Genomic DNA, 26,486 nt, shown 5'->3' with positions numbered 1-26,486 from the left:
GACTCGATGCCGGATCGGCGGCTACTGCGACGCGGTCGCGACGCCCAGAGTGAACTGGTGAGCAGTCCAGCAACCCCCAGCCCGGCCCCCGGCACCGTCTCGCGAGCTGCGCGGCTGCGCGCCCTCGCCCCCGGACTGGCGCTCGCCCTCGCAGCGGCCGGCGTCTCGCTCGCGCTCACGCTCGTGCTGCCGACCGTGAGCGCGCTCCTCGTCGCGATCGTGCTCGGCGTCGCGTGCCGCAACCTGCTGCCGCTGCCCGCCGCGCTCGACCCGGGACTCGCCATCGCGGCCAAGCGGCTGCTCCGCATCGGCATCGTGCTGCTCGGCCTGCAGCTCGTGCTCGGCGACATCCTTGCGCTCGGGCCGGGCATGATCGCGGTCGTCGTGGCGATCGTCGCGGTCGGCATCATCGCGACGCTCGCGCTCGGCCGTGCGCTGGGCGTCTCGCCGACCCAGCGCCTGCTCATCGCCTGCGGCTTCTCCATCTGCGGGGCGGCCGCCGTCGCCGCCGTGGACGGCGTCATCGAGACCGAGGACGAGGAGGAGGTCGTCACCGCCCTCGCCCTCGTCGTGCTGTTCGGCACCGTGATGATCCCGCTGATCCCGCTGCTCGGCTCCGCGCTCGGGCTCGGCGAGCTGCGCACCGGACTCTGGGCGGGCGGTTCGATCCACGAGGTCGCCCAGGTCGTCGCCGCCGGCTCCGCGATCGGCGGGGCGGGCCTCGCCGCGGCCGTCGTCGTGAAGCTCGCGCGCGTGCTGCTGCTCGCCCCGGTGCTCGCCGTCGTCTCGGTGCAGCGGCGTCGCGCGATGCGGCGGGCGCAGGCCGACGGCGCGGCGCCCGCCGGCACGCGCCCGCCGATCGTGCCCCTCTTCGTCGTCGGCTTCCTCGTCATGGTGCTCGTGCGCTGGACGGGTGTGCTGCCCGCCGGCGTGCTCGCCGGGGCCGGCGTCGTGCAGACCGTGCTGCTCGCCATGGCGATGTTCGCGCTCGGCACGGGGGTGCGCTTCTCGATGTTCCGCCGGGTCGGGCTCCGCCCGGTCGCGCTCGCGGGCGCGTCGACGCTCGTCGTCGCCGGCGTCGCCCTCGGCGGCGTGCTCGTCGCTGGCTGACGGGCCCCGCTCGCCTGGCATCCCGTCGCCGCGCGGTCACGGGCGATTCCGCGACGCGCCGCCGTGTTCTGGGCGTTCTCCCTGGCTCGGTCGATAGCGTGACGACTTCGCCGGCCGACCGGAGGAGACCGGATGCCCCGCCCCAGCTCGCCCCCCACGGGCCCCGTGCCGAATGCGCGCGGTTCACGTCGCGCCGCCCGTTCGCTCGCGCACGGCCGCCGCCGTTCGCGGCGCAAGAAGGTGCTGTTCGGCGTCGCCGGCGTCGCCACGGGACTGCTCGTCGCCGGCGTCGCGTTCGCGGGCGTCATGGCGGCGCGCGTTGCCGGCAACATCGCCGGCAACTCGGTGGCTCGCCCGGGCGACACCGACGGTCCGGACATCCCGGACTGGAACGGCGCCGTGAACCTGCTCATCATGGGCTCCGACGTGCGCGCCGGGCAGACCTCGGCGAACTACGGCGACGAGGGCGGCGCGCGCTCCGACGTGATGATGCTGCTGCACGTCTCGAGCGATCACAGCAACGCGACCCTCGTCAGCATTCCGCGCGACACGATGCTGCCGACGCCGGAGTGCATCACCCCGGACGGCGACACGATCGACGCGCGCGAGTCCGTGCAGATCAACGGGGTGCTGAACGACGGCCCGTACTGCTCGCTCGACACGATCCGCGAGTTCACCGGGCTCGACGTCGATCACTTCCTCATCGTCGACTTCGACGGCGTGATCGGCGTGACCGACGCGATCGGCGGGGTCGAGATCTGCCTCGCCGAGGACGTCGACGACCCCGACTCGGGCCTCACCCTCGCCGCGGGCGAGCACACGATCCAGGGCGCCGAGGCGCTCGCCTTCCTGCGCACCAGGCACGGCATCGGCGACGGCAGCGACCTGGGCCGCATCGCGACCCAGCAGACGTACCTCTCCGCGCTCGCGCGCAAGGTGAAGGATGCCGGCACGCTCACGAACCCGGTCGCCCTCTTCGGGCTGGCGGATGCCGCGAGCCGTTCGATCACCGTCGACGACGGGCTCGCGGGGCCCGACGCGCTCGTCGGCCTGGCCGGCACGCTCGCGAACATCGATCTCGCGAACATCGCGCTCGTGCAGTTGCCCGTGCAGGACTACTGGGCCGACTCGAACCGGGTCGAGCCGATTCAGGATCAAGCCGAGGCGCTGTTCGCCGCGCTCGCCGCCGACGAGGCGCTCACCTTCGCCACCGAGGACCCCGAGGCCGGTTCCGGCGACGAAGCCGCCGCCGACGAGACCCCGGCCGACGACGCTCCGGCCGCCGACGCACCCGCCGCCGATGCGCCCGCGCCCACGCAGAGCGCCACGGCGACGCCGAAGCCGAAGGCCACGCTCCCCCCGGGCACGAAGGGCCAGGACGCGGCGACGAAGAGCTGCGCCGGCGCCTCCTAGTCCCGCCCGAAGGAACACGCACGCACCGGATGGCGTGCAGCCGCATCCGGTGCGTGCGCGGGGCGCCGTGCCGGGCAGCCCCCAATGCTGCCCGGCACCGCCCTCAGCCGGCCGTCGGCGACGGCAGGCCCGGCCCGGGAACCCCCGTGCCCGGTCCGGAACCCGGTCCGTCGTCGCTCAGGCCGCCGTCCTGCGATCCGCCGTCGGCGGACCCGGTGCCCGAGCCGCCGTCGCGGCGGGCGGCTCGGCGCTCACGGCGCTCGGCGCGTCGGGCCATCCGACGGTCGCGGCCGCGCTCGAACAGCAGGTACAGGATCGGCACCAGCACGAGCGTGAGCAGCGTCGAGGAGATGAGTCCGCCGATGACGACGATCGCGAGCGGCTTCGAGATGAACACGCCGCCGCCGGTCAGCCCGAAGGCCATCGGCAGGAGGGCGAAGATCGTCGCCGCAGCGGTCATCAGGATCGGGCGGAGGCGCAGTCGCGTCCCGTGACGCACCGCGTCCTCGAGCGTCGCGCCGCCCTCGCGCAGCTTGTTCACGAGGTCGATCAGCACGATCGCGTTCGTCACGACGATGCCGATGAGCATGAGCAGGCCGATGAGGGCCGGCAGGCCGAGCGGCGTCCCGGTGAGGAACAGCCCGAGCAGGGCGCCCGTCGCCGCGAACGGCACCGACACGAGCAGGATCATCGGCTGCCGGAGGTTTCGGAACGTGCCGATCATCACGAACAGCACGAGCACGATCGCGGCGAGCATCGCCAGGCCGAGCTGGGCGAACGCCTCGTCCTGCTCGGCGGAGACGCCGGTGACCTCGTAGTGCACGCCGCTCGGCAGAGTCACCTCGGCCATCGCCGCGGTGACGGCCGCGTTCGCGGCGTCGAGCGCCCCGCTCTTCGGGGTGACCGAGATCGCGACCTCGCGCTCGCCGCCGATGCGGCTCACTGAGGGGGCGGTGCGCTCCTCGGTGACGGCGGCGACGTCGGCGACCCGCACGGGCGTGCCGCGGAGTTCGCCGGCGGAGGTCTGCTCCTGCTCCATCCGCTCGGCCTCGGCGCGCTGCTCGGCGGCGTCGCTCTGCGCCTCGCGCAGCTGCTCGACCTGCTCGTCGCTCGCGGCGATGCCCTGCTCGGTCTGCGCGATGGCGGACTCGAGGGAGGCGAGCTGCTCCTGGCGCTCGCGGACGGCGGCGGCGTTCGCCTCCTCCTGCGGCGTGCCGGGCTTGGCCGGCACGATGGGCGCGGCCCGCAGCGCGGCGAGCTGTCCGCGCATGGCGGCGAGCTGATCGCGCAGCTCGCCCCGCGCCGACTGCGCGTCGGCGATCTGCCGCTCGAGCGCGTTCGCGGCCTCGGCCTGCGCGCTCTCCGCCTGCTGCTCCTGCTCGGCCTTCAGCTTGTCGAAGGCCGCCTTCTGCGCCGCAGCGGTCTGCTTCGGCGTCACCGGCAGCAGCAGCTCGGCGACACCGGCCGCGCCACCGGTGACGGTGCTGGTGCGGATCACGATGTCGCGCTCGCGGCCCTCGAGCATGAGCGTGCCCGCGGGCGTGCCGCTCAGGGCGGCGTCGATCGCCTGGGCGATCTGCTGCTGGTCGAAGCCGAGTGCGGCCGCCTTGGCCGGATCGACGACGACGCGGACGACGGGCTGCTCGCCGGACAGGCTGCTCGTCGCCTTCTCGACGCCGGGCTCGCCCTCGAGGGACGTCACGAGCGCGTCGCTCGCCTCGCGGAGGGCGACGGGGTCGTTGCCGAGCACGCGCAGCTCGATGCCGCCGCCGCCGAAGCCGCTGGTGTCGACCGCGGTCAGCTCGAACTGCTCCGGGTCGCCGAGCGGCTCGAGGGCGCGCTCGACGCGAGTGCGGACGGCGTCGGCCTTCGCCCCCTCCTCGAGCAGGATGTCGTAGTTGATCCTGGCCGGCTCGCCGGCCGTGCTCGACTGCGCCGGGATCGCGGCGACGACGTCGCGCACCCCCTCGACCTTGCCGAGCGCGCGCTCGACGGGCTCGGCGGCCTCGGCTCGCGTCGTGAGGTCGACGGCGTCCTTCGGCGTCTGCTCGAGCGTGAGGCTCTGCTGGCCGGACTCGCCGAGGAAGTCGGTCGGGATCACGACGCTGAGCGCGAGCGTCGCGACGAGGACGACGAGCGAGGCGCCGAGGGTGACGAAGGGATGCCGGCGGGTCGCGCCGAGCGCGGGCATGATGCTGCGCTGCAGCCGGTCCTCGGGGCTCCGCATCTCGGCCCGGGCCACGGCGGCCGCGTCGAGCGGGGCGTCGTGGTCGGCATCCGGCTCGGTCGCGACGTTCGCGGCCGTCGAGGCATCCGCCGTCGCGTCCCGCTTCGCCGCGCGGTTCTTCAGGAACCAGTACGCGAGCACCGGCACGATCGTGAGCGCCACGACGAGCGAGGCGAGCAGCGCGATCGTCACGGTGATGGCGAAGGGGCGGAACAGTTGACCGGTGAGGCCCGAGACGAAGGCGATCGGCAGGAACACCGCGACCGTCGTCAGGGTCGACGCGGTGATGGCGCCGGCGACCTGCTTCACCGAGGCGACGATGTCGGCCGGGGTCGGTGCGCGCCGTTCCGCGTGTCTCGAGATGTTCTCGATCACCACGATCGAGTCGTCGACGACGCGGCCGATCGCGATGGTGAGGGCGCCGAGCGTGAGGATGTTCAGGGTGTTGTCGCTCCACCAGAGCCCGATCATCGTGATCAGCAGCGACAGCGGGATCGACACCGCGGCGATGACGGTCGAGCGCCACGAACGCAGGAACGCGAAGATCACGATGACCGCGAAGAGCAGGCCGAGCGCGCCCTCGACCGAGAGGTCGTGGATGGACTGCTCGATGTACGGAGCCTGGTCGAAGAGGGTGACGAACTCGGCGCCGAGCGACTCGGTGAAGCCGTCGAGCTGCGCCTGCACGCCGTGCGAGATGTCGACGACGTTCGCGCCGGAGCCGGGGGTGATCTGGATGGTGAGCGCGGGCTTGCCGTTCACGCGCGAGATGCTCGTCGCGGCGACGGACTGCAGCGAGACGTCGGCGACGTCGCCGACGCGCACCGAGCCCTCCTGCACCTGCACGGGCAGCGCCTGGATGGCCTCGATGCTCTCGAGGCCGGGGCCCACGGTCACCGAGACGGCGCCCTCGGCGCCCTCGACCTGACCGGCCGGCTGCACGGCGGCGTTCGCCTGCAGCGCCTGCAGCACCGAGGCGGCCTCGACCTTGAGCCGCTCGAGGTCGGCCGGGCGGATCGCGACCTCGACGCGCTGCTCCTCGCGCCCCGACAGCGCCGCCTCGCGCACGCCGTCGACCGAGCGCAGCGCCGGCAGCACCGTCTGCTCGAGCTGGTCGGCGAAGGCGACCGGGTCGCCGGCGGAGCCCGCGGTGAACATCATCGCCGGCATGTCGCTGCTGGACCCCGACATGACGTCGATCCGTGCGCCCTGCGGCAGCGCGGCCTTCGCCCCGTCGACGGCGGAGCGGATGGCCCGCTCGGTCTCGTCGGCGTCGAGCTCGAAGGGCCACGTCACGGAGATCTGCGCCGAGCCCGTGCTGGAGACGGAGGTCACCTCGGTGATGCCGGCGACCGAGCGCAGCGACTGCTCGACGGGCTCGGTCGCGACCTCGGCCATCTGCTCGGGCGCGAGGCCCGGCGACTGCACGGAGATGAAGGCGCCGGGGTACTTCACCGGCGGCATCAGCTCCTGGCGGAGCGAGCCCATCGCCACGAGCCCGAGCAGGGCGATGGCGATGGTGATGAGGCCGACGATGGCGCGGTTGGCGAGGCTGGCTCGGGTCAGGAAGGTCATGGCGATCTCCGGTCGGGGGCACGGCCGGATGGAGCGGGCATCGGTGCACGAGCGCGCCGGGCAGAGGCCGCGCCGGGCGATGATTCCAGTTCACTCGGCGAGGCGGGGGTCGGGCATCAGCCGGGCGAGGGAGATGCGTGGTACCCCGGGACGACTCCCGCGGGATGACGGGCGTCGCGAATGCTCAGGCGGCGTGCCGGGCCGGCGGGGAGAGCTCGAAGCGGAAGCGGCGCCGATGGCCGCGGCGCCGGGCCCGCAGCCGCTCCGCGCGGGCGAGCGACTCGGGGTCGAGGGCGCCGACGCGGTCGACGGAGGTGGGCCGCAGATGGTTGCCGTCCCTGGCGCACGCGCAGGGCAGCCGCGTCTCCTCGCCCAGGGGGCCGAAGACGAACTCGAGGTGGCGGGCCATCCGGTCTCCCTCCGTTCGCGATGCGCCTACTGGAGGGATGCGGATGCGGCGGGATCATGACGCGGATCGCGCCGCGGATTACTCGATCGCCTTCAGCTCGATGCTGATCTGCTCGGCGTCGAGGTCTTCGAGGGCCGCGCTCAGCGAAGCGGCGCTGAACCGGCCCTCGTCGCGCGCGTCGAGCAGGGCGTCGCGCTGCGCGCGGATCATCCGCAGACGCAGCTCGCGCACCCGTTCGGGATCGACGAGGCGGCGCTGCGCGTCGTCGGGCCCGGGCTCGGTTTCGGGCGTCGGGGCGGCCTCCACCGGGGCATCCGCGCCCTCGACCTCGGCGAGCTCGTCGTCGGCGTCCTCGCCGACGCCCTCCTGATTGGAGAGCCGCCAGGCGGCGCGCATGCGCTCGGCCATGGCGCGGATGGCGGGGTCCTCCGAGTCGGCGAGCTCCGCCATCGCCGCCGACTGCAGCACGTGGCGGAGTTCGCGGCGCTCGGCGGCGCCGTCCTCCGGGTCGCGGGCGGGCATCACCCAGCGCACCAGCCACGGCAGGGTGCCGCCCTGGATCAGCAGCGAGCCGATCGCGACGAGGAAGGCGATGAAGACGAGCAGCGAGCGGTTCGGGGTGTCCGAGGGGAGGGTCTGCGCCGCCGCGAGCGTCACGACGCCGCGCATGCCCGCCCAGACGACGATGGTGCCCTCGCGCCAGCCGAGCCGCTCGTCGAGGTAGTAGTCGATGTCGGCGACCCGGCGGCGGAACATGGAGCGCATCCGATCGGCCTGCGCGGGGGAGGCCTTCGGGTGCACCGGGATCGCGGCGCCCGGATGCGTCTGCTGCTTCGTGCGGATGAACTCGCGGATGGTCTCGGCGCGCCTCGCCCGGCGTGCGAGGCCGGCGAACAGCGGGGCGACGTACGCCGCCCGGATCAGGATCGTCGCGGCGAGGGCGATCGCTGCGAGGCCCGCCGCGTGCCAGGCGCCCGAGTGCGCGGTCTCGACGTCGTCGACGATCGCGGTGAGCTCGAGCCCCATGATCAGGAACACGGCGCCCTCGAGCACGAGCTCCACCGTGCGCCAGTTCTGCGCGTCGGAGAGCCGGTGCTGCGGACTCAGGAACTTCGCCGCCCCGCGCCCCGTGATGAGCCCCGCGACCACCGCCGCGACGAGCCCGGAGGCGCCGAAGTGCTCGGCGGGGATCGAGGCGAGGAACGGCATCGTGAAGGAGATCACGGTGTTCACGGTCGGGTTCATCACGCGGGCGCGCACCCGCAGGTTCACCCAGCCGATGACGACGCCGATCACGGCGGCGAGCACGACGGAGTACACGAAGGAGCCCGCGACGCTCCACAGCGAGACGGTCGCCGCCATGCCCGCGATCGCGGAGCGCAGCAGCACGAGCGCGCTCGCGTCGTTGAGCAGGCTCTCGCCGTCGAGCATCGCGACGACGCGCGGGGAGACCCCGAGCCGCTTCACGATCGAGGTGGCCACGGCGTCGGTCGGGCTCACGATCGCGCCGAGCGCGATGCCGGCCGGGATGCCGAGGTCGGGGATGAGCCAGGCGAAGAGCAGGCCGAGCAGCACCGAGGTGACCACGACGAGCACGACCGAGAGCCCGCTGATCGCCCCGAAGTCGCGGCGGAACTCCATCGCCGGCATCGACACGGCGGCCGAGTAGAGCAGCGGCGGCAGCACGCCCGCGATGATCCACTCCGGGTCGACCTCGAAGGCCGGCACGATCGGCAGGAGCCCGACGCCGAGGCCGACGAGCACGAGCAGGAGCGGCGCGGCGACGCCGAGCTTGGGCGCGAACGCCGTCGCCGCGGCGATGGCGAGGAGCGCGAGCACGGCGGCCAGCAGCAGATCCATGGGGACATTCTGCCGTGCCGCGCCCGGCCGCCGCACCGACGTCGGCGGGGTGTGCTGGGCTGGGGGCATGGGGTACGAGACGGACTTCCTCGGCGGCGAGCTGCCGATGCCGGTTCCGCTGCCGCTCGACGCTGCGCAGCCAGATGCGGAGCCCGACACGGTGCTCTTGGACTACGTGCACTTCTCGGTGCGGCTCGATCAGCGGCGCCGCTTGGCGAGGGTCACCGGCGTCAACCTCGACGGGGCGCAGCTCGTCGAGCGCGAACGCTCGGGCGACCGCTGGCGGCTCGACCCCCGCATCCCCGCCGACTGGCAGACCGGCCCCGCCGTCTACGCCGACAACCCCCTCGACCGCGGCCACCTCGTGCGCCGCCGCGATCCGGTCTGGGGCGATCCGGCCGTCGCCGCCCGCGCCGAGTCCGACACCTTCCACTACCCGAACGCCGCCCCGCAGGCCGCCGGCTTCAACCAGTCGAAGGAGCTCTGGCTCGGCCTCGAGGACCACGTGCTCGCCTTCGGCGAGACCGAGCGGCTGCGGCTCAGCGTGTTCACGGCGCCGGTGCTCGCCCTGGACGACCCGCCGTACCGGGGCATCCGCCTGCCCCGCCGCTTCTTCAAGGTCGTCGCCTGGTTGCGCGGCGAGCGGCTCGCGGCCGCGGGCTTCGTGCTCGACCAGTCCGCGCTCATCGCGTCGCTCGTCGCGCGCGAGGCGGGCGCCCTGCCCGAGCTCGGCGGCTTCCGCACCTTCCAGGCGCCGATCGCCGAGATCGCCGAGCTCGCCCGGCTCGCGATGCCGCAGCTCGTCGCCGCCGACCGGATGCCCCGGGCGGTCGCCGCGAGCGGCTGGCGCGAGCTCTCCGGGCCCGAGGAGCTGCTGCTGTAGCACTCCGGCCCGTCAGGCGTACCGTGGGAGTGAGCACATCGACACCGGGGTCGGGAGGTTGTCATGTCGGTCATCGCCTGGATCGGGCTGGGGCACATGGGTGCGCCGATGGCGGCGAACCTCGTCGCGGCGGGCCACGAGGTGCGCGGCTTCGACGTCGCCCCGGAGGCCACGGCGGATGCCTCGGCCAGGGGCGTGCGCGTCACGGCGTCCATCGCCGAGGCGGTCGCCGGGGCCGAGGCGGTCTTCACCTCCCTGCCGCGCAGCGAGCACGTCCGCGCCGTCTACGAGGGCCCCGGCGGCGTCTGGGAGACCGGGCCCGCCTCGGCGCTGCTGCTCGACACCTCCACCGTCGACGTCGAGACCTCGCGCTGGTGCCACGAGCTGTCGGCGGCCCGAGGCATCCGCTTCGTCGACGCGCCCGTCTCCGGCGGCATCGCCGGCGCCGCGGCCGGCACGCTCACCGTCATGCTCGGCGGCGAGGCCGAGGCGACGCGGCTCGCCCGTGGCTTCGTCGAGCCCTTCGCCGGGCACGTCTTCGAGCTCGGCGGGGCGACGAGCGGCATCGCCGCCAAGCTCGCGAACAACCTGATGCTCTTCGTCTCACTGCTGGGCGTCGCCGAGGGGGCGGCGCTCGCCGCATCGCTGGGGCTCGACCCCGAGCGTTTCTTCGAGGTGGCGGCCGTCTCGTCGGGGGAGTCGTGGCCGCTGCGCACCTGGTACCCCGCGCCGGGCGTCGTGCCGACGAGCCCGGCGAACCGCAACTTCGATGCGACGTTCACGGCCGCGCTCGCCGAGAAGGACCTCTCCTTCGCGGTCGAGGCCGCCGGGGCGGCCGGGGTGCGCACGCCGGCGGCGCGGATCGCGCTCGACCAGTTCGAGCGGCTGATCGGGGAGGGCTACGGTGCGAAGGACTGTAGCCTCATCGCGAAGTTCGCCTCGCCCGACGGGCGCATCGCGGGGTTCGACCCGCACGCCTGAGCGGGGGGCTGCTCCGCGTGCTCAGCGCTCGCCGCGCTGCACGGCGTCGATGACCTCGCCGAGCCGGTCGCGCAGCGAGCCGAGCTCCTCCAGGCTCATGCCGAGCCGGTCGACGACCTGCGGCGGGATGCCGAGCGCCTGCTCGCGGAGCGCCCGGCCCGTGGGGGTCAGGTCGACGTCGAGGGCCCGTTCGTCCTTCGCGCTGCGCTGCCGGGTCAGGTACCCCTGCGCCTCGAGGCGCTTCAGGAGCGGCGAGAGGGTGGCGGGCTCGAGCTGGAGGGCGGCGCCGAGGTCGCGAACGGTGCGGGGGCTGCGCTGCCACAGGGCGAGCATCACGAGGTACTGGGGGTGGGTGAGGCCGAGCGGCTCGAGGATCGGCCGGTAGACCCCGATCACGCCGCGGGCGGCGACGGCGAGGGCGAAGCAGACCTGATTCTCGAGGGCCAGGAGGTCGATGGGCTCGCCGTCGACCTCGACGATCGAGGCATCCGTGCGGTCGTCGCTCGCGCGCTGCTCCTGCATGGTCACCCCTCCAGTATTGCGCATGAGCTAATAATTAGTACACTAATGATTGTGACACGAAGAGAACACCCCGCAGGCGATTCGCCCCGACGGGGGTATGCGGGCCTCATCGACAAGCTCAACGCGAAGCTGCTGCCGTACATCGGGCCGCCGCCCCTGGGGCCCTACGACGAGGAGCCGGTCGCCGAGCGCCCGCCGGCCTGCCCGCTGTGCGGCAAGCCGATGTCCGAGCACGACATCGACCGTTCGGGCGAGCGCACCCAGTTGCACTGCCCGAGCTGATCGCGCCCTCCCATCGTCCCGGCTCCCGCCGCTAGGCTCGAAGGCGGGCATCGGAGTCGGAAGGGAGCCCGCATGCGCTGGTTCCGTCGGAGGCGTCCGAAGTTCAAGCCGTTCGATCGTGCCGCCCTGCCGGAGGTCCAGCCGCCCAGCGTCGAGGAGATGATCGACGAGGGCGTGATGCTCGCCGAGTCGGCGGGCCGGATGACGCTCCGCAACCGCTTCGTGGTCGAGGCCCTTCGCGGTGAGGAGCGCTACGACGACGACCGCGCCGCGGCCGCCGCGCGCGAGGTGCTGTACGAACTGGTGCAGCAGGCCGACGCCACCGCCGAACTCTCCGCGGAGGACCGCGAGACCGCCGCGAAGCGCGAGGGCAAGGCGAAGCACCAGCACGACTACCGCCGCGCCGACACCGGCAACCTGCGCCGCCGCGAGAAGGTGTACACCTCGGTCGCGAAGCGGCTCTGGGAGCTGCGCGAGGACCCGGAGTACCTGCGCGAGTTCGCCACCCGCGCGCGCGACGAGGCGTGGAACGACGTCGCCGGTGCGATCGAGGCCCGCCTCGACCGGGAGTGGCCGCAGATCGAGGTGGATGCCGAGTACGAGCTCGCCCGCCCGCAGCGCATGCGCGAGCTCTTCGAGGACCTCGAGCGCGCCGTCGAGACGGCCGAGTTGAAGCGCGCCGAGCGCGAGGACCCGTTCCACGGATACGTGGGCTGACCCATGCGCATCCCCTGGAGCGACGGCCGCTGGACCCGCGAACCCGCCTCGACCGAGCAGCGCGGGGACGCGCTCGTCGTGCGGGCGCTGGAGGGCAGCGACTACTGGCGCGAGACCTTGTACGGCTTCGTCCACGACGACGGGCACGCGCTGCTGGGCGAGTGGCCGGCGGATGCCGCGATCGAGGTCTCCTTCGACAGCGCCTCGCTCAGCGAGCTCTACGACCAGGCCGGGCTCATGCTCGTCGCCGGCCCGGAGCGCTGGGTCAAAGCGGGCGTGGAGCTGAGCGACGGCGTGCCCCAGCTCGGGGCGGTCGTCACCGATGGCCGTTCGGACTGGTCGATGGCGCCGGTGCCCGAATGGGCGGGGCGGGTCGTGACCATCCGCGCGAGCCGGATCGCCGACGCCGTGGTGCTTCGCGCCCGAGCCGACGACGGCCCGTGGCGCACGTTCCGGGTGACGCCGTTCCCGGCGGACGCGACGGCCGGCCCGATGGTCTGCGCGCCCTCGCGCGACGGTCTCGAGGTGACCTTCACCGCCTGGCGGCGCGTAGCGGCCGACACCGAGCTGCACGCCGACCCGCCGCTGGTTCGCTGAGCTCGTCGGCTGGTTCGCTGAGCCGACGCTGCGCTTCGACAAGCTCAGCGAACCAAAACGCGGCTACGCCGGCGCGATCGCGTGCCCGTGCCGGAACAGCCGCTGCGGGTCGACCTCGGCCTTGATCCGGCGCAGCCGGGCGAGCGTCTCGGGCGGGTACATGGCGCGGATGACGTGCTCGCCGCGCTCCTCGGAGAAGTTTCCGTAGACCCCGCTGAGTCTGCCGAGTACGCCCTCGTGCAGCGTGCGGAGCTCGGCGACCTGCTGCTCGGGGGCGTCCTGCGGCAGCACCGCGTTGACCACGACGAAGGTCTCGGCGTCGCGGAAGGCGATCGGCGTCGCCTCGGCCGGCACCCGCCCGAACGCGCCGCCCAGCGTGCGCAGCAGCAGCATCGTGGGCGCCGGGCCGGCCAGCGCCGCGAGGCAGGTCTCGAGCAATGCGTCGTCGAGCTCGGACGCGAAGCCGTTGCCGCCGACGAAACGGAAGGGCGGTTTGCCCGGCGGGGCGTCCTCCAGCAGCTCGGAATAGGCGACCGGCCCGAGCACCGTCTCTTCGAGCGAGTCGAGGGCGAGCAGCGGCGCGAGCGTCTCGCGCAGCTCGGCCTCGCTGCCGCGCCGGGCGACGGCGACCATCGGACCAGCCGGCACCTCGGGGGCGAACGGCGGGAAGACCAGCAGCGTCGAGTTCAGCGCCTCATCGCTTCGCACGACCTCGCGCCAGGCCCGGATTACGGCCGGGGCATCCGCCTGGGCGAAGCGCAGATGACCGCCCGCGAGCCCGTCGGCCGGCACGGCCTCGAAGGTGAAGGAGGTGACCACGCCGAAATTGCCGCCGCCGCCGCGGATCGCCCAGAACAGCTCGGGGTGCTGCTCGGCGTCGACCCGCAGCACTTCGCCCGCCGCCGTCACGAGCTCCGCCGCGCGCAGCGCGTCGACCGTGAGCCCCTGTTGGCGGACGAGCCAGCCGATGCCGCCGCCGAGCGTGAGGCCGCCGACCCCGACGTCGCGGGTGTCGCCGGAGCTCACGCCGAGGCCGACGGGTTCGAGCGCGGCGGCTACGTCGCCCCAGCGGGCGCCGCCGCCGACCGTCACGAGGCGCCCCTCGCCGAGGGAGACGCCGTCGAGTTCGGCGAGATCGATGACCAGCCCGCCGTCGACGGGCTCGCTGCCGTGACCGCCCGAGCGCACCGCGATCGGCACGCCATGCTCGGCGGCGACGCGGACGGCGGCCGCGACGTGCTCGGCGCTCGCCGGGCGAACCACCGCCTCGGGGGAGCCGACGCCGGCGAAGACTGCGCGCCCGGCGTCGTACTCGGAGTCGCCGGGCCCGAAGGCGCGACCGGGAAGGACCTGCTGCAACGCTGCGAGGATCGCCATGCGCGCCAGTGTGCCACCGACCGCCGACGTCCGCACGGAGCGCTGAGCTCAGCGAACCAGGCCGCTACTCGCCGCTCGGGTGCGCCTTCGCCCGGTCGATCACCCAGGCGTAGGCGAACGCCCGCTCCCGCCAGGAGGCGTAGCGCCCGGAGACGCCGCCGTGCCCGGCCGCCATCTCGATCCGCAGCAGCGGCTCGGCGCCGGCGTCGCGCAGCCGCGCCACCCACTTCGCGGGCTCGACGTAGAGCACCCGGGTGTCGTTCAACGAGGTGACGGCGAGGATGGGCGGGTAGTGCCGCCCGCCGTGCTCGCCGTCGCGCACGTTCTCGTAGGGGGCGTACGACTTCATGTACGCGTACACCTCGGGGTCGTGCAGCGGGTCGCCCCACTCGTCCCACTCGATGACGGTGAGCGGCAGCGAGGGGTCGAGGATCGAGGTCAGCGGGTCGACGAAGGGCACCTCGGCGAGGATGCCGCTGAACGCGCCGGGCGCGAGGTTCGCGACGGCGCCCATCAGCAGGCCGCCGGCCGAGCCGCCCTGGGCGACGAGCCGGTCGGGCGCGGTCCAGCCCTCGTCGCTCAAGTATTCGGCCACGGCGACGAAGTCGCTGAAGGTGTGCTTCTTGCGCAGCTTCTTGCCGTCCTCGTACCAGTGCCGGCCGAGTTCGCCACCGCCGCGCACGTGCGCGACGGCGAAGATCATGCCGCGGTCGAGGAGCGAGAGCCGGGCGATGCCGAAGCCGGGGTCGATCGAGTGCTCGTACGAGCCGTAGCCGTAGAGCAGGGTCGGCGCGGGCGTGCCGGGGGTCACGAGGTCGTGCCGGTAGACGAGCGAGATCGGCACGCGGGTGCCGTCCTCGGCCGTCGCCCACTCGCGGCGCTGCACGTAGCGGGTGGGGTCGTAGTCGCCGAGTACGGGCTGACGCTTGCGCAGTCGGCGCTCGCCGGTGGCGACGACGACGTCGAACACGGTCGAGGGCGTGACGAAGCTCGTGTAGCCGATGCGCAGCTGCGGCTGCGCCCAGTCCGGGTTGCCGCGCACGCCGACGGCGAAGAGCTCCTCGTCGAAGGCGAGCTCGTGCAGCGTGTCGTCGGCGGTCGCCCCCTCCGGGATGCCGGCGGCGGGAACCTTCGCGATCGCGACCCTGGGCAGCCCGCCGCGGCGGTACTCGACGGCGACGAAGTCGCGGAAGGCATCCACGCCCTCCAGCCGCACGGCCGGGTCGTGCGGCAGCAGCATGCGCCGCGGGCCCTCGGGGTCGTCGGCGGCGACCGAGACGAGCTCGAAGTTCGGCGCGCCGTCGTTGTGCGTGATGAGCAGGCGGTCGCGCCCGCCCGCGACGAGGTGCTCCACGTCGTACTCGACGCCCTCGCGGCGCGGCCACACGACGCGGAACTCGCCGGTCGGGTCGTCGGCGTCGAGCAGGCGGGTCTCGCTGGTGATGTTCGAGCCCGCCTCGATGACGAGGAAGCGGCGGCTCCGGGTCATCCCGACGCCGAGCCAGTAGCGCTCGTCCGGCTCGGTGAAGACCTGCACGTCGGCGGATGCCTCGGTGCCGACCTCGTGCCGCCAGATCGTGTCGGGCCGCCAGGACTCGTCGACGGTCGCGTAGAAGACGAAGCGTCCGCTGGGGTCGAACAGGGCGCCGCCGGAGGTGCCCGGGATGACGTCGTCGAAGGTGCGGCCGGAGCCGTCGATCGCCCGGATGCGCAGCTCGTAGCGCTCGTCGCCCTCGACGTCGACGCCGGTGAGCAGCAGCGCGCCGTCGGCGGAGACGTCGAAGCTGCCGAGCGCGAAGAACTCGTGCCCCTCGGCCTCGGCGTTCTCGTCGAACAGCAGCTGCTCGCCCGGCAGTGCCTCGCCGCCGGACTCGGGCAGCACGGGCGGCTCCCAGTCGTCGGGGCCGGCCGCGGGCACGCGGCAGTGGATGCCGTACTCGGCGCCCTCGCGGGTGCGGGTGAAGTACCACCACTCGCCCTCGCGCGTCGGCACGGAGAGGTCGGTCTCCTTCGTGCGCGCCCGGATCTCCTCGAACACCTGCTCGGTGAGGAGCGAGAGATGATCCGTCTTCGCCTTGGTGTACGCGTTCTCGGCGTGCAGGTGCGCGAGCACCTCGGGATCGTCCTTCTCACGCAGCCACTCGTAGTCGTCGACCACCACGTCGCCGTGGTGCTCTCGCTGGGTCGGGCGCTTGGGGGTCACGGGCGGAGTGAGCACGTCCCCACGCTACCCCCGAGGCGGCTTCCCCGACCCGCCGCATCCGAAGCTGAGAATCCGTTTCGCCGCGGTAGCCCACTTAGGTTAGCCTTAGCTGCTCTCATCAGAGCGATCCTCCGCCAAGACCCGGGAGACGCCCGTGCTCGCCAACTATCTGATCGGCCTCCGCGAAGGCCTCGAGGCCGGACTCATCGTCGGCATCCTGGTGGCGTACCTCGGCAAGACCGGCCGCCGCGACCTGCTCGGCCGGCTGTGGATCGGCATCGGCATCGCCGTCGCGGTCTCGCTGGGCGTCGGCGCCGCGCTCACCTGGGGTCCCTACGCGATGACGTTCCAGGCGCAGGAGATCCTCGGCGGCGTGCTCTCGCTCCTCGCCGTCGCCATGGTGACCTGGATGATCTTCTGGATGGGCACCCACGGCCGCACCCTCTCGAGCGAGCTGCGGGGTCAGGTGGATGCCGCGATCGAGCGCTCCTCCTGGGCGATCGTGCTGCTGGGGGCCCTCTCGGTCGGCCGCGAGGGCGTCGAGACCGCGCTGTTCGTGTGGGCGAACGTCGCCGGCGGGAGCGACCCCGTGCTCGGCACGCTCGGCGCCGTGGCCGGCATCGCTACCGCGATCGTCATCGCCTGGGGCATCTCGAAGGGCCTCGTGCGCTTCAACCTGGGCGCCTTCTTCACCTGGACCGGCCTGTTCCTGATCCTCGTCGCCGCCGGCGTGCTCGCCTACGGCATCGGCGACCTGCAGGAGGCCTCGGTGATCCCCGGCTGGGGCACCCCGGCCTACAGCCTCACCCAGGTCATCCCCGCCGGCGGCTGGCTCGACACCATCCTCGGCGGCATCTTCAACTTCACCCCGGAGCCCACGTGGGCGCAGGTCATCGGCTGGATCGCGTACGTCGCGATCACGATGGCGCTCTACCTCGTGATGCTGCGCCGCCGGCACACCGCGGCCGCGGCGCCGCCCGCCCAGGCCGCCGCGGCGGCCGGCTGACCCACGACGCCGTCGGCTCGCCGACCGACGTCGCCAGCACCATCCAGTTCCGTTCACCGACCCTTGGAGCATCCATGACCCGCCGTGCCCTGCCCGTCGCCGTCGCCGCGACCGCGCTCACCGCGCTCGCCCTGACCGGCTGCGTCGCGAAGTCCGAGCTCGCCCAGGCGATCGCGGTCGACATCACCGACGACGCCTGCGCCGTCGCGACCGGCACCGCGCCCGCGGGCGCCGTCACGTTCTCGCTCACCAACTCGGGCAGCGACGTCAACGAGTTCGAGATCCTCGCCGACGACCAGCTCCGCATCGTCGGCGAGAAGGAGAACGTCACGCCCGGTCAGACCGTCGCCTTCACCGCCCAGCTCGAACCGGGCACGTACTACACCGCGTGCAAGTTCCAGCAGGTCGGCGCCCCCGTCGGCCTCGCCGAGTTCACCGTGACCGGCGAGGCCTCCGCCGTCTCCGCCGACGAGCAGGAGCTCAGCGACCAGGCCGTCACCGAGTACCTCGCCTACGTGCGCTCGCAGTCCTCCGAGCTCCTGCCGCTCGTGCAGCAGCTCGCCGACGCCTACGCGGCCGGCGACGACGAGGCCGCGCGCGCCCTGTTCGCGAAGGCCCGGGTGCCCTACGAGCGCATCGAGCCCACCGCAGAGGCCTTCGGCGACCTCGACCCGAAGATCGACTTCCGCGAGGTCGACGCCGTCGCCGACGGCCTCGACTGGACCGGCTTCCACCGCATCGAGAAGGACCTCTGGGCACCGAAGCCCGGCGAGCTCAACTCCGACGGGCAGGACGCGCTGAAGGACTGGGCCCCCTCGACCCCCGAGGAGCGGAAGGCCTACGCCGACGGGCTCGTCGCCGACGTCACCCAGCTGCACGAGCTGGTCACCGAGCAGAGATTCACGGTCTCGCTCGCCGACATCTCGAACGGTGCCATCGCCCTCCTCGACGAGGTCGCCTCCGGCAAGATCACCGGCGAGGAGGACTGGTGGAGCGGCACCGACCTCTCCGACTTCGCCGCGAACGTGCAGGGCGCCGGCGTGGCGTTCGGCGCGGTGCGCGCGCTCGCCGAGTCGAAGGGCGAGGAGGGCACGGCGCTCGCGGGCGAGATCGACGAGCGCTTCGGCGCGCTCGAGGACGAGCTGGCGAAGTACGGATCGCTCGACGCGGGCTTCGTCGACTACGCGACGCTGACGGATGCCGACAAGAAGGCCCTGAGCGACCGCGTGAACGCGCTCGCCGAGCCGCTGTCGCAGCTCACCGCCACGGTGCTCGGAGTCTGATCGCGATGACCGAGCCGGACGGCGCCACCGAACCCGAGCGGGCCGTGCCCGAGTCCCGCGGCGTCTCCCGCCGCGGGCTGCTCGGCCTGCTCGGAGCCGGTGCGGCCGGTGCGGCGGCGGGCTTCGCGGGCGGCGCGGCGACGGCGGGGGTGGCCCTCACGGCGGGCACCCACGGCGGCGGTTCGGCCGGCGCATCCGTGTTCCCCTTCTACGGGGCGCACCAGGCCGGCATCACCACGCCCGCGCAGGACCGGCTGCACTTCGCCGTCTTCGACCCGGACGCCGGGCTCGACCGCGAGGGCCTCATCGGGCTGCTCACCGACTGGACGGCGGCGGCGGCGCGGCTCAGCCAGGGCCTCGAGGTCGCCGAGGGCGGCGCGGTCGGCGGCTCCGACTACGCACCGCCGGCCGACACGGGGGAGGCGCTCGGCCTGCCCGCCTCCGGGCTCACGATCACCTTCGGCTTCGGGCCCGAGCTCTTCGAGACCGCCGACGGCGGCGACCCGTTCGGCCTCGCGGCCCGTCGCCCGTCCGAGCTCGTGGCGCTGCCGCGGTTCCAGGGCGACGCCCTCGAACCCGCGCGCACGGGCGGCGCGCTCTGCATCCAGGCGTGCGCCGACGACCCGCAGGTCGCCGTGCACGCCATCCGCAACCTCAGCCGGATCGCCTTCGGGCGCGCGACGCTGCGCTGGTCGCAGCTCGGCTTCGGTCGCACCTCCTCGACGTCGACGGCGCAGACGACGCCGCGCAATCTCTTCGGCTTCAAGGACGGCACCGCGAACATCAAGGCCGAGGAGCCCGGCGTCGCCGACGAGCACGTCTGGGTGCAGCCGGGCGACGAGCCGGCCTGGCTCGCCGACGGCTCGTACCTCGTGGCCCGGCGCATCCGCATGGTCATCGAGAACTGGGACCGCGTGCAGCTCGGCGAGCAGGAGCAGCTCGTCGGCCGTTCGAAGGGCGAGGGCGCCCCGCTCTCCGGGGGCACCGAGTTCACCGAGCCGGACTTCGAGGCGTCCGGCGCGACGGGCACCCCGCTGATCGACCCGGCTTCGCACGTGCGGCTCGCGCACCCGACCATGAACGGCGGCGCGCGCCTGCTGCGGCGCGGCTACAACTTCGTCGACGGCAACGATGCGCTCGGCCGCCTCGACGCCGGGCTGTTCTTCCTGTCGTTCCAACGATCGCCGGAGCAGTTCGTGCGGGTGCAGACCTCGCTCGCGGCCGACGGCCTGAACGAGTACCTGAAGCACGTCGGCTCGGCGATCTTCGCCGTGCCGGGCGGCGTGGCGGAGGGCGAGTTCGTGGGGCAGCGGCTGTTCGACTGAGCCGCCGCGGTGCGGCTACTCCTGCGTGGAGCGGGCGCCTTCGACGACGGCCCAGCGGTCGCCCCCGAGCGGCTGCAGCTGGCCGGAGACCTCTGCGCCGTCGCGCACGGCCGTGAAGTCGATCGCGCCGAGCGTGCCGCCGACGATGCCCTCGCCGCCCGAGAACCGCGGCTGCTCGTAGCCGATCTCGATCATCGCGTCGCGGCGCTGCCCCTGGTCCCAGTTGCCGGAGAGGAAGCCGAGCATCGCGAGCCCCGAGAGCGGCCCGGCGACGACGAGCACGTAGCCGAGGTCGCGCATCCAGCGGTGCTCGCGTCCGGCGATGGCGAGCACCGCTCCGGCGAGCAGCACGATGCCGGAGAAGACGAGCGGCCAGGGGCTCCACGGCTCGAGGACGACGACGGGGGAGTCGAGGGCGAGGGCGGGCGGCACCCGGTCAGGCTACCGGAGCGGGCTGCGCGCGGCCTGCCTCGCGCTCAGCGCTCGCGCTCGGGATCGGCGCTCCGCGATCGGCGCTCGCGCTCAGCCGAGGCCGGTCTTCGTCCAGTCGAGGTTGAGCTCGTCGCCGATGTACACGGCCTCGCCGAAGTCGTGGATCTGCGGGTTCATGCGCAGCAGCTGCTGCTGCGGCAGGTCGAAGCGCTGCGCGATGTCGAAGAAGCTGTCGCCCGAGACCACCGTGTACCGGATCGGCATGCCGTCGCCGTCGAGCACGGGGGTGCCGGTGGCGCCCGGGATCGAACCGAGGTCGACCGCCGGCCCCGGCTCGACGACGGGCGCCGGCTCGTTCGGCACGGGCTCGGGCGCCGGCGGCGGCTCGGGCGCCGCGACCGGCGCGGTGGGCGTCGGAGTGAGCGTCGGCGTCGGGGTGGCCGTGACGGTGACGACGACGGTCTCGGCGGGCGGCGGCGAGGCCGGGGCGCAGGCCGCGAAGCCGACGATCGCGAGCGGGACGATCACGGCGGCGCCGAGCGTGCGGCGTCGCCGAGTGATGCTGGGGACTGGCCTCACGAGGGCTCCTCATCGATCCGGTGGGCTCGGTCAGCCTAGCCCTCGGGCGGCGCCGGTGGGGACGCCGCGGCGAGAATGTGGAACACACCCTCCGGCCTGTTCAATCGGAGACCCGCCCGCGCTCGAGCGCCGCACGGATCCGCTCGAGCGCGGCGGCCAGCGCGAGATCGCCGACACCCGCGTAGCCGAGCACGACGCCGGCCGGTCCGGCGCCGCGATCGCCGCCCACCGCGTACTGGGCGAGCGGGGCGACGATCACGCCCTCCTCCGCCAGGCGCGCGACGAGGGCGCGTTCCGCCGCCCGGTCCGGGAGTTCGAGCACGGCGTGCAGGCCGCCGTCGATCGCGGTGAGGCGGGCCCGCTCGGGGTCGAGGTCGCCGAGCGCGTCCTGCACCAGGCGCCGCCGGTGCGTGTACTCGCGGCGGGTCGCCGCGATGTGCCGGCGGAGCGCACCGCGGTCGAGGTAGTCGGCGACGGCGAGCTGCACCGGCCCGGCGACCGGGGTGTCGAGCTCCGCGCGCGCGGTCGCGACGGCGGCGCGCAGGCCGGCGTGCGCGGGCAGCACGAGGTAGCCGAGCCGCAGCCAGGGGGTCAGCACCTTGGAGAAGCTGCCGACGAGCACGACCCGCTCGCCGCCGTCGAGCGAGGCGAGCGCGGGAAGCGGAGCACCGGTGTGCCGGAACTCGCTGTCGTAGTCGTCCTCCACGACGAAGGCGTCGGCGTGGGCCGCGAGCTCGAGGAGCGCGAGCCGATCGGCGACGGGCAGTCGGCCGCCGAGGGGGTACTGGTGGCTGGGGGTGACCATCACGGCGTGGAGCCGACCACGGCCGCGCCGCTGCAGGGCGCGTTCGAGCGCGGCGAGCTCGAGGCCCCCGTCGGCGAGGGGCAGCGGCACCGGCGTGGCCCCGTGCCGCTCGAGCGCCCGGCGTCCGGCGGGGTAGCCGGGGTCCTCGACCCCGATGCGCACCGCCTCGCCGCGGAGTGCGACGAGCGCCCGCGCCACGAGCGCGAGCGCTTCGCTCGTGCCGGCGGCCACGACGACGTCCTCGGGTGAGCAATGGACCCCGCGGGCGCTCCGCAGGTGCTCGGCGATCGCGGCGCGCAGGGCGGGGACGCCGAGCGGCGGCGGCGACCAGGACGGCGGATGCGCGGCGGCCGCCCGCCATGCGGCCCGCCACGCGCGCTCGTCGAGCCGCGCGGTGGAGGGGACGCCGGGGGAGAGGTCGGCGAGGGGGATCCGGGCGACGGGCGAGGCGGCAGCGGGGGCGGCCGAGGCATCCGATTCGGCGGCGGGGGCCTGCGCCGTCCGCGGCTCCAGCTCGGCGACCCGCGTCGCGGCACCCTGCCGGAGCTCCAGATACCCCTCGCCTGCGAGCTGCTCGTAGGCGGCCACGACGGTGCTGCGGGCGATCGCGAGCTCGCGGGCGAGGCCGCGCGTCGACGGCATCGGGTCGCCGGCGCGCAGGCGCCCGTCGAGGATGTCGCGCCGGAGGGCCGCGACCAACTGGGCGACGAGTCCCGCGCCCGCTCGACGATCGAGGAGGAGAAGCGGCTCGGCCATGGCTCCAACTGGTCTGTGTGAATCGCTGAGAACTGGACTGCACACGGTACCAGTGCGCGGGCGAGACTGCCTGCATGAGTGCTTCCCCCCGCCGCGTCCGCCGCATGCCCGAGCGTCAGCGCCACGAGCGCGCCGAACTCGACGCTCTGCTCGATCAGGAGCTCGTCGGCCACCTCGCGGTCGTCGCCGAGGGCCAGCCCCTCGTCATCCCGATGGCCTACGCCCGGGTCGGCGACGCGCTGCTGCTGCATGGGTCCACCGGCGGCGGCTTCGCGCTGCGGGCGGCGGCCGAGCGAGCGACCGTCGCGTTCGCGGTGACCTCGCTCGACGGGCTGGTCTACGCCCGCTCGCTGTTCGACAGCTCCATGAACTACCGCAGCGCCGTCGTCTACGGCGTGCTCGAGACCGTGCCCGAGGCCGAAGAGCACGACGCGCTCGTCGCGCTCTCGGCCCACCTCATGCCCGGCCGCCCGGCCGAGGTGCGCGACACGACGAAGAAGGAGTACGCAGCCACTCGTGCCCTCCGGCTGCCGATCGAGGAGTTCGTGATGAAGGCCCGGGCCGCCGGCGTCGGCGAATCGAGCGACGACGGCGAGGACCACTTCGCCTGGGCCGGCGTCGTGCCGCTCGGCCGGGCCTGGGGCGAGCCCGAGCCCTCGCCGCTCACCCCCGCGGGCACCCCGCTCCCCGAGTCGGTGCGCCGGCTCACGGGCGTCTGAGGTGCCTCGCTCGCAGGAATAGGGCGATCGCCGGATGCCCCACCGGTACCTCAGTCGCGAGGCTCGAGATACCGAACAGGGGAGAAGACCATGGAATTCGCAGACGCCGTACTCGCCACGAGCACCTACGCCGCCGATCTGCGACGCGCCGAGCAGGTGCTCGAACTGCGCCGCGCCGCCGAGGAGCGCGCCGCCGCTCGCACTTCGTGACGATCGCCGATCCGCTGACAGCGGAGCACGGGCCCGCCGTCGGTGGCGCGTGGCAGCATGAAGTGGTGACCACCTCCGCCAGCGCCATGATCGGCCGCGACGCCGAGCTCGCCTGGCTCGACGGGCTGCTCGGCGAGGCCGAGGCGGGCATGCCCCGCACGGTCGTCGTCGGGGGCGAGGCGGGCATCGGCAAGAGCCGCCTCATCCGCGAGTTCGCGGCCCGCGTGGGGTCGGGCGCATCACCTGGCCCCATCACCACCGCCCGGGTCATCGTCGGCCAGTGCGTCGACCTCGGCACCGTGGCCGCGCCGTACGCGCCCATCAAGGCGGCGCTGCGCAGCCTCGTCGCCGACATCGGTGCCGCACGCGCCCTCGACACCGTCGGCCCGGGGCGGGCGGCGTTCGTGGCACTCCTGCCCGAGCTCGCCGAGTCCGGCGCGCCAGGCGAGCCGGTGCCCGCGGTGGCCGGCGGTCCCGGTGCGAGCGGGCAATTGCACGAGGCCGTCGCGGTGCTGCTCGAGACGGTGTCCCGCGAGCGGCCGGTCGTGCTCGTGGTCGAAGACCTGCACTGGATCGACCCGGCGAGCCTCGGGCTGCTGCGTTTCCTGGTGCGCGCGCTCACGGCCAGCCGGGTGATGCTGCTGCTGAGCTACCGCAGCGAAGACGTGACGCGCGGGCATCCGCTGCGCCCCTTCCTCACCGAGCTCGAGCGCGACCGCTGGGTCGACCGTCGCGAGCTGTCCCGGCTGTCGCGCGACGAGGTGCGCGAGCTCGCCGCCTCGCTGGCCGGCAGCTCGCCCGACGAGGCGCTGCTCGACACGCTCTTCCGCCGCAGCGACGGTGTGCCGTTCTTCGTCGAAGAGGTCGTCGGGCTCGACGGCTGCACCGACGAGGGCCAGCTGCCCGATACCCTGCGCGACCTGCTGCTCGCCCGGTACGAACGGCTGAGCGACGAGGCGCAGCAGCTGCTCCGACTCATCGCGACCGGTGGGGTGCGGGTCGGGCACCCTCTGCTCACCCGGGTCTTCCGCGGCGGCGACGACGAGCTCGACGAGGCGGCGCGAGAGGCCGTGCTGGGCGGCGTCCTCGTCGTCGACGGCGAGGAGTACGGCTTCCGGCACGCCCTCGTCCGCGAGGCGATCCTCGCCGACATCCTGCCCGGCGAGCGGTCCAGGTTCCACGCCAGGTACGCCGAGGCGTACGAGGCGCTCGCGGCCGCCGGCAGCCGCCGGCTCGCGGCCGAGATCTCCTACCACTGGCTCGGCGCGAACGACGCGATGCGGGCGTTCCCCGCCACGGTGCAGGCCATGCGCGAGGCCAGGGCGGCCTCGGCCTTCGCCTCCGCCGCCCAGCTCGGTGAGCGGGCGCTCGCGCTGTGGGACGTGGTCGACGGGGCCACGTCCGGCGGGCCCGCCGACGGCGGGGCGGATGGCGAGACCGCCGGCGGCGGTGCGGCCAAGATCGCGGGCATGAGCCGCACCGAGTTGATGGGGCGAACGGCGTCCCACCTCCGCAACGCGGGCGAGAACGACCGCAGCCTCGCCGTGATCAAGGCGGCGCTCGCCGAGTGCCCGCGCGACGACCCGAACTATCCGAGGCTGCTGCGCGACCGCGCGCTCACGCTCGGCAGCGACGGCCGACCGGGCTCGATCCCGCTGCTGCTCGAGGCGCTCGAGGTGCTCGGGCCCGACGGCCCGGCCGAACTGCGCGCCTCGGTGCGCACCTCGCTCGCCGGGCGCTACATGATCGACGGGCAGCTCCCCGAGGCGGCCGAGATGGCGCAGAGCGCGCTCGAGCTCGCGGAGTCGATCGACGCCCCGCGCCTCGCGTCCGTCGCGTTGAACATCGCCGCGGTCAGTCGCGCCCACCTCGAAGATCCGCTCGGCGCGGCCGAGCAGCTCGAGCGGGCGAAGCAGCTCGCCGAGGGCGATGGCCCGGCGCTGCTCCGCTACTGGGTGAACGCCTCCGACCTCTACCATCTGCTCGGCGACTACGAGCTCGCGATCGAGCTGGCCGAAGAGGGGCTCGGCCGGGCCCGGGCCACCGGGCTCGAGCGCAGCAGCGGCGTCATCCTGGCCTCGAACGCCGTCGACCCGCTCTTCGCGCTCGGCCGCTGGCAGCGTGGGCTCGAGCTCATCGAGCGGGCGCTCGCGCTCGATCCGCCCGAACCGTTCAAGATCTACCTCTGGCGCGCCGAGGCCTGGGCTGAGCTCTGGCGCGGCGATCTCGCGAGTGCCGACCACGTGCTGCGCACCAACCGGGCCGCGATGAACGCCGTCGGCGAGGTCGAGCTGCAGACCCGGCAGAGCGTGGGCCGCGTGGCGACCGAGATCGCGCTCGCGCACGGCGATGTCGTGACCGCGTGGCGCGAGGCCGCGCCACTGCTCGACGAGCACGAGGGCGCCATCGCCGGCTACGGGCTGCCCTACGCCTGGGCGCTCGCGCGCACGATCGCCGCCGCCCGCTCCGGGCACGCCGCCGCGAACGCCGACGAGGCCGAGCTGCTCGCCGCCGCCGTGGCGGCCGAGCCCCGGCTGCGTACGCTGCTCGCTCGCTTCGCCCACTGGCCGCTGCACCCGCTCTGGGGCGCGCTGATCGACGCGGAGCTCGAGTCCGACCGCGAACAGGCCGTCGGCGCCTGGCGTCGTGCCGTCGACGCCGTCGACGATCCGCGGGCGCTCCGCCTGCTCGTGCCCTACGCCCGGCTGCGGCTCGGCGAGGCCGAGCTCGAGGCGGGGGAGCGACCGGCGGCCAAGGCGAGCCTGCAGCTCGCCCACGACGAGGCCGAGCGGTACGGCATCGGGGCGGTGCTCGCCTCGGTGGTGCGCGTCGCGAGCGCCGCGGGGCTCGTGCTCGAGGGAGCCGGGGCGGGTCGGGCGACCGGCGTGACCGACGCGGTCGACGCTGCGGCGGATGCCACGGCCGAGCTGACCGCCCGCGAGCGCCAGGTGCTCGCCCTCATCGCCGAGGGGCTCAGCAACCGGCAGATCGGCGAGCGGCTGTTCATCAGCGGCAAGACGGCGAGCGTGCACGTCTCCGCCATCCTGCGCAAGCTCGGCGCGGCCACCCGCACCGAGGCGGTCTACCGCGCGGGGCTCGCGGCGGCGCCGCCGGCGTAGCCCGCCGTTCGCCCGCTCGGCTGGGAGTCTGCCGACCCCCGGCGGTTCGCCGTTCGAGCGGGCGTAGTCTGATCGAGGAGGTACGACGTGACCGCT

Annotated in this window: 21 protein-coding genes; 12 read left to right on the top strand and 9 right to left on the bottom strand. The window is 73.9% G+C overall.

Annotated features, from left to right (window positions below; genetic code table 11):
• The first annotated feature begins 57 nt into the window (after positions 1 to 57).
• Complete coding sequence (locus MTP13_RS04180) at positions 58 to 1,110, top strand: YeiH family protein (protein WP_243569841.1); 1,053 nt, start codon at positions 58 to 60, stop codon at positions 1,108 to 1,110.
• Positions 1,111 to 1,242: 132 nt separating this feature from the next.
• Positions 1,243 to 2,523: an LCP family protein gene (locus tag MTP13_RS04175; RefSeq protein WP_243569840.1), complete on the top strand. Its 1,281-nt coding sequence runs from the start codon at positions 1,243 to 1,245 to the stop codon at positions 2,521 to 2,523.
• Between the two features lie 103 nt (positions 2,524 to 2,626).
• On the opposite strand, the gene MTP13_RS04170 is transcribed toward MTP13_RS04175, so the two are convergent.
• The 3 genes from MTP13_RS04170 to MTP13_RS04160 all read right to left on the bottom strand — a co-directional run bounded on the left by MTP13_RS04170 (position 2,627) and on the right by MTP13_RS04160 (position 8,594).
• A complete protein-coding gene (locus tag MTP13_RS04170; protein WP_243569839.1) occupies positions 2,627 to 6,325 on the bottom strand; it encodes an efflux RND transporter permease subunit in 3,699 nt (1,232 codons plus the stop codon).
• 184 nt (positions 6,326 to 6,509) lie between these two features.
• Positions 6,510 to 6,734, bottom strand: a complete 225-nt coding sequence (locus MTP13_RS04165; RefSeq protein WP_243569837.1) for a hypothetical protein — start codon at positions 6,732 to 6,734, stop codon at positions 6,510 to 6,512.
• Between the two features lie 78 nt (positions 6,735 to 6,812).
• Entirely contained in the window at positions 6,813 to 8,594 is a 1,782-nt protein-coding gene (locus MTP13_RS04160; protein ID WP_243569835.1) for a cation:proton antiporter, read from the bottom strand.
• Between the two features lie 67 nt (positions 8,595 to 8,661).
• Between MTP13_RS04160 and MTP13_RS04155 the strand changes: the two genes are divergently transcribed.
• Positions 8,662 to 9,477: a DNA/RNA non-specific endonuclease gene (locus MTP13_RS04155; protein ID WP_243569833.1), complete on the top strand. Its 816-nt coding sequence runs from the start codon at positions 8,662 to 8,664 to the stop codon at positions 9,475 to 9,477.
• Between the two features lie 63 nt (positions 9,478 to 9,540).
• The gene (locus MTP13_RS04150; RefSeq protein WP_243569831.1) at positions 9,541 to 10,458 is read left to right on the top strand and encodes an NAD(P)-dependent oxidoreductase; all 918 of its coding nucleotides are present in this window, start codon (positions 9,541 to 9,543) and stop codon (positions 10,456 to 10,458) included.
• A gap of 21 nt (positions 10,459 to 10,479) precedes the next feature.
• Here the strand turns inward: MTP13_RS04150 and MTP13_RS04145 are convergent, their stop codons facing one another.
• The gene (locus MTP13_RS04145; RefSeq protein ID WP_243570916.1) at positions 10,480 to 10,980 is read right to left on the bottom strand and encodes a MarR family winged helix-turn-helix transcriptional regulator; all 501 of its coding nucleotides are present in this window, start codon (positions 10,978 to 10,980) and stop codon (positions 10,480 to 10,482) included.
• A 51-nt stretch (positions 10,981 to 11,031) separates the two neighbouring features.
• Here MTP13_RS04145 and MTP13_RS04140 point away from each other — a divergent pair, with 51 nt between their 5' ends.
• The 3 genes from MTP13_RS04140 to MTP13_RS04130 all read left to right on the top strand — a co-directional run bounded on the left by MTP13_RS04140 (position 11,032) and on the right by MTP13_RS04130 (position 12,576).
• Entirely contained in the window at positions 11,032 to 11,262 is a 231-nt protein-coding gene (locus tag MTP13_RS04140; protein ID WP_229781849.1) for a hypothetical protein, read from the top strand.
• Between the two features lie 72 nt (positions 11,263 to 11,334).
• Entirely contained in the window at positions 11,335 to 11,979 is a 645-nt protein-coding gene (locus MTP13_RS04135; protein ID WP_189086734.1) for a hypothetical protein, read from the top strand.
• Positions 11,980 to 11,982: 3 nt separating this feature from the next.
• A complete protein-coding gene (locus MTP13_RS04130; RefSeq protein WP_243569830.1) occupies positions 11,983 to 12,576 on the top strand; it encodes a DUF1349 domain-containing protein in 594 nt (197 codons plus the stop codon).
• A gap of 63 nt (positions 12,577 to 12,639) precedes the next feature.
• Here MTP13_RS04130 and MTP13_RS04125 read toward each other — a convergent pair whose 3' ends face one another.
• Both MTP13_RS04125 and MTP13_RS04120 read right to left on the bottom strand, forming a co-directional pair.
• The gene (locus tag MTP13_RS04125; protein WP_243569829.1) at positions 12,640 to 13,953 is read right to left on the bottom strand and encodes an FAD-binding oxidoreductase; all 1,314 of its coding nucleotides are present in this window, start codon (positions 13,951 to 13,953) and stop codon (positions 12,640 to 12,642) included.
• A gap of 64 nt (positions 13,954 to 14,017) precedes the next feature.
• Positions 14,018 to 16,171, bottom strand: a complete 2,154-nt coding sequence (locus MTP13_RS04120) for a S9 family peptidase (protein WP_243569828.1) — start codon at positions 16,169 to 16,171, stop codon at positions 14,018 to 14,020.
• Between the two features lie 139 nt (positions 16,172 to 16,310).
• On the opposite strand from MTP13_RS04120, the gene efeU reads away from it, so the two are divergent.
• From efeU to efeB, 3 genes are all read left to right on the top strand, one after another.
• The gene (gene efeU / locus MTP13_RS04115) at positions 16,311 to 17,162 is read left to right on the top strand and encodes an iron uptake transporter permease EfeU (RefSeq protein WP_243569827.1); all 852 of its coding nucleotides are present in this window, start codon (positions 16,311 to 16,313) and stop codon (positions 17,160 to 17,162) included.
• Positions 17,163 to 17,236: 74 nt separating this feature from the next.
• Complete coding sequence (efeO, locus tag MTP13_RS04110) at positions 17,237 to 18,445, top strand: iron uptake system protein EfeO (protein WP_243569826.1); 1,209 nt, start codon at positions 17,237 to 17,239, stop codon at positions 18,443 to 18,445.
• 5 nt (positions 18,446 to 18,450) lie between these two features.
• Positions 18,451 to 19,770, top strand: coding sequence for an iron uptake transporter deferrochelatase/peroxidase subunit (gene efeB / locus MTP13_RS04105; protein WP_243569825.1), 1,320 nt, complete (start codon positions 18,451 to 18,453; stop codon positions 19,768 to 19,770).
• A gap of 15 nt (positions 19,771 to 19,785) precedes the next feature.
• Here efeB and MTP13_RS04100 read toward each other — a convergent pair whose 3' ends face one another.
• The 3 genes from MTP13_RS04100 to pdxR all read right to left on the bottom strand — a co-directional run bounded on the left by MTP13_RS04100 (position 19,786) and on the right by pdxR (position 22,342).
• Positions 19,786 to 20,202: a hypothetical protein gene (locus tag MTP13_RS04100; protein WP_243569824.1), complete on the bottom strand. Its 417-nt coding sequence runs from the start codon at positions 20,200 to 20,202 to the stop codon at positions 19,786 to 19,788.
• 90 nt (positions 20,203 to 20,292) lie between these two features.
• Positions 20,293 to 20,781 carry a LysM peptidoglycan-binding domain-containing protein gene (locus MTP13_RS04095; protein WP_243569822.1) on the bottom strand — a complete coding sequence of 163 codons (489 nt, stop codon included), beginning with the start codon at positions 20,779 to 20,781 and terminating at the stop codon, positions 20,293 to 20,295.
• Positions 20,782 to 20,881: 100 nt separating this feature from the next.
• Positions 20,882 to 22,342: a MocR-like pyridoxine biosynthesis transcription factor PdxR gene (pdxR, locus tag MTP13_RS04090; RefSeq protein WP_243569821.1), complete on the bottom strand. Its 1,461-nt coding sequence runs from the start codon at positions 22,340 to 22,342 to the stop codon at positions 20,882 to 20,884.
• Between the two features lie 74 nt (positions 22,343 to 22,416).
• Between pdxR and MTP13_RS04085 the strand changes: the two genes are divergently transcribed.
• The gene (locus tag MTP13_RS04085) at positions 22,417 to 23,061 is read left to right on the top strand and encodes a pyridoxamine 5'-phosphate oxidase family protein (protein ID WP_243569819.1); all 645 of its coding nucleotides are present in this window, start codon (positions 22,417 to 22,419) and stop codon (positions 23,059 to 23,061) included.
• Positions 23,062 to 23,336: 275 nt separating this feature from the next.
• The gene (locus MTP13_RS18185) at positions 23,337 to 26,390 is read left to right on the top strand and encodes a helix-turn-helix transcriptional regulator (RefSeq protein ID WP_279399762.1); all 3,054 of its coding nucleotides are present in this window, start codon (positions 23,337 to 23,339) and stop codon (positions 26,388 to 26,390) included.
• Positions 26,391 to 26,486: the final 96 nt, after the last annotated feature.

Source organism: Agromyces soli (assembly GCF_022811605.1).
GTDB classification, from domain to species: domain Bacteria; phylum Actinomycetota; class Actinomycetes; order Actinomycetales; family Microbacteriaceae; genus Agromyces; species Agromyces soli.
This window is presented reverse-complemented; position numbering and strand designations above follow the sequence as displayed.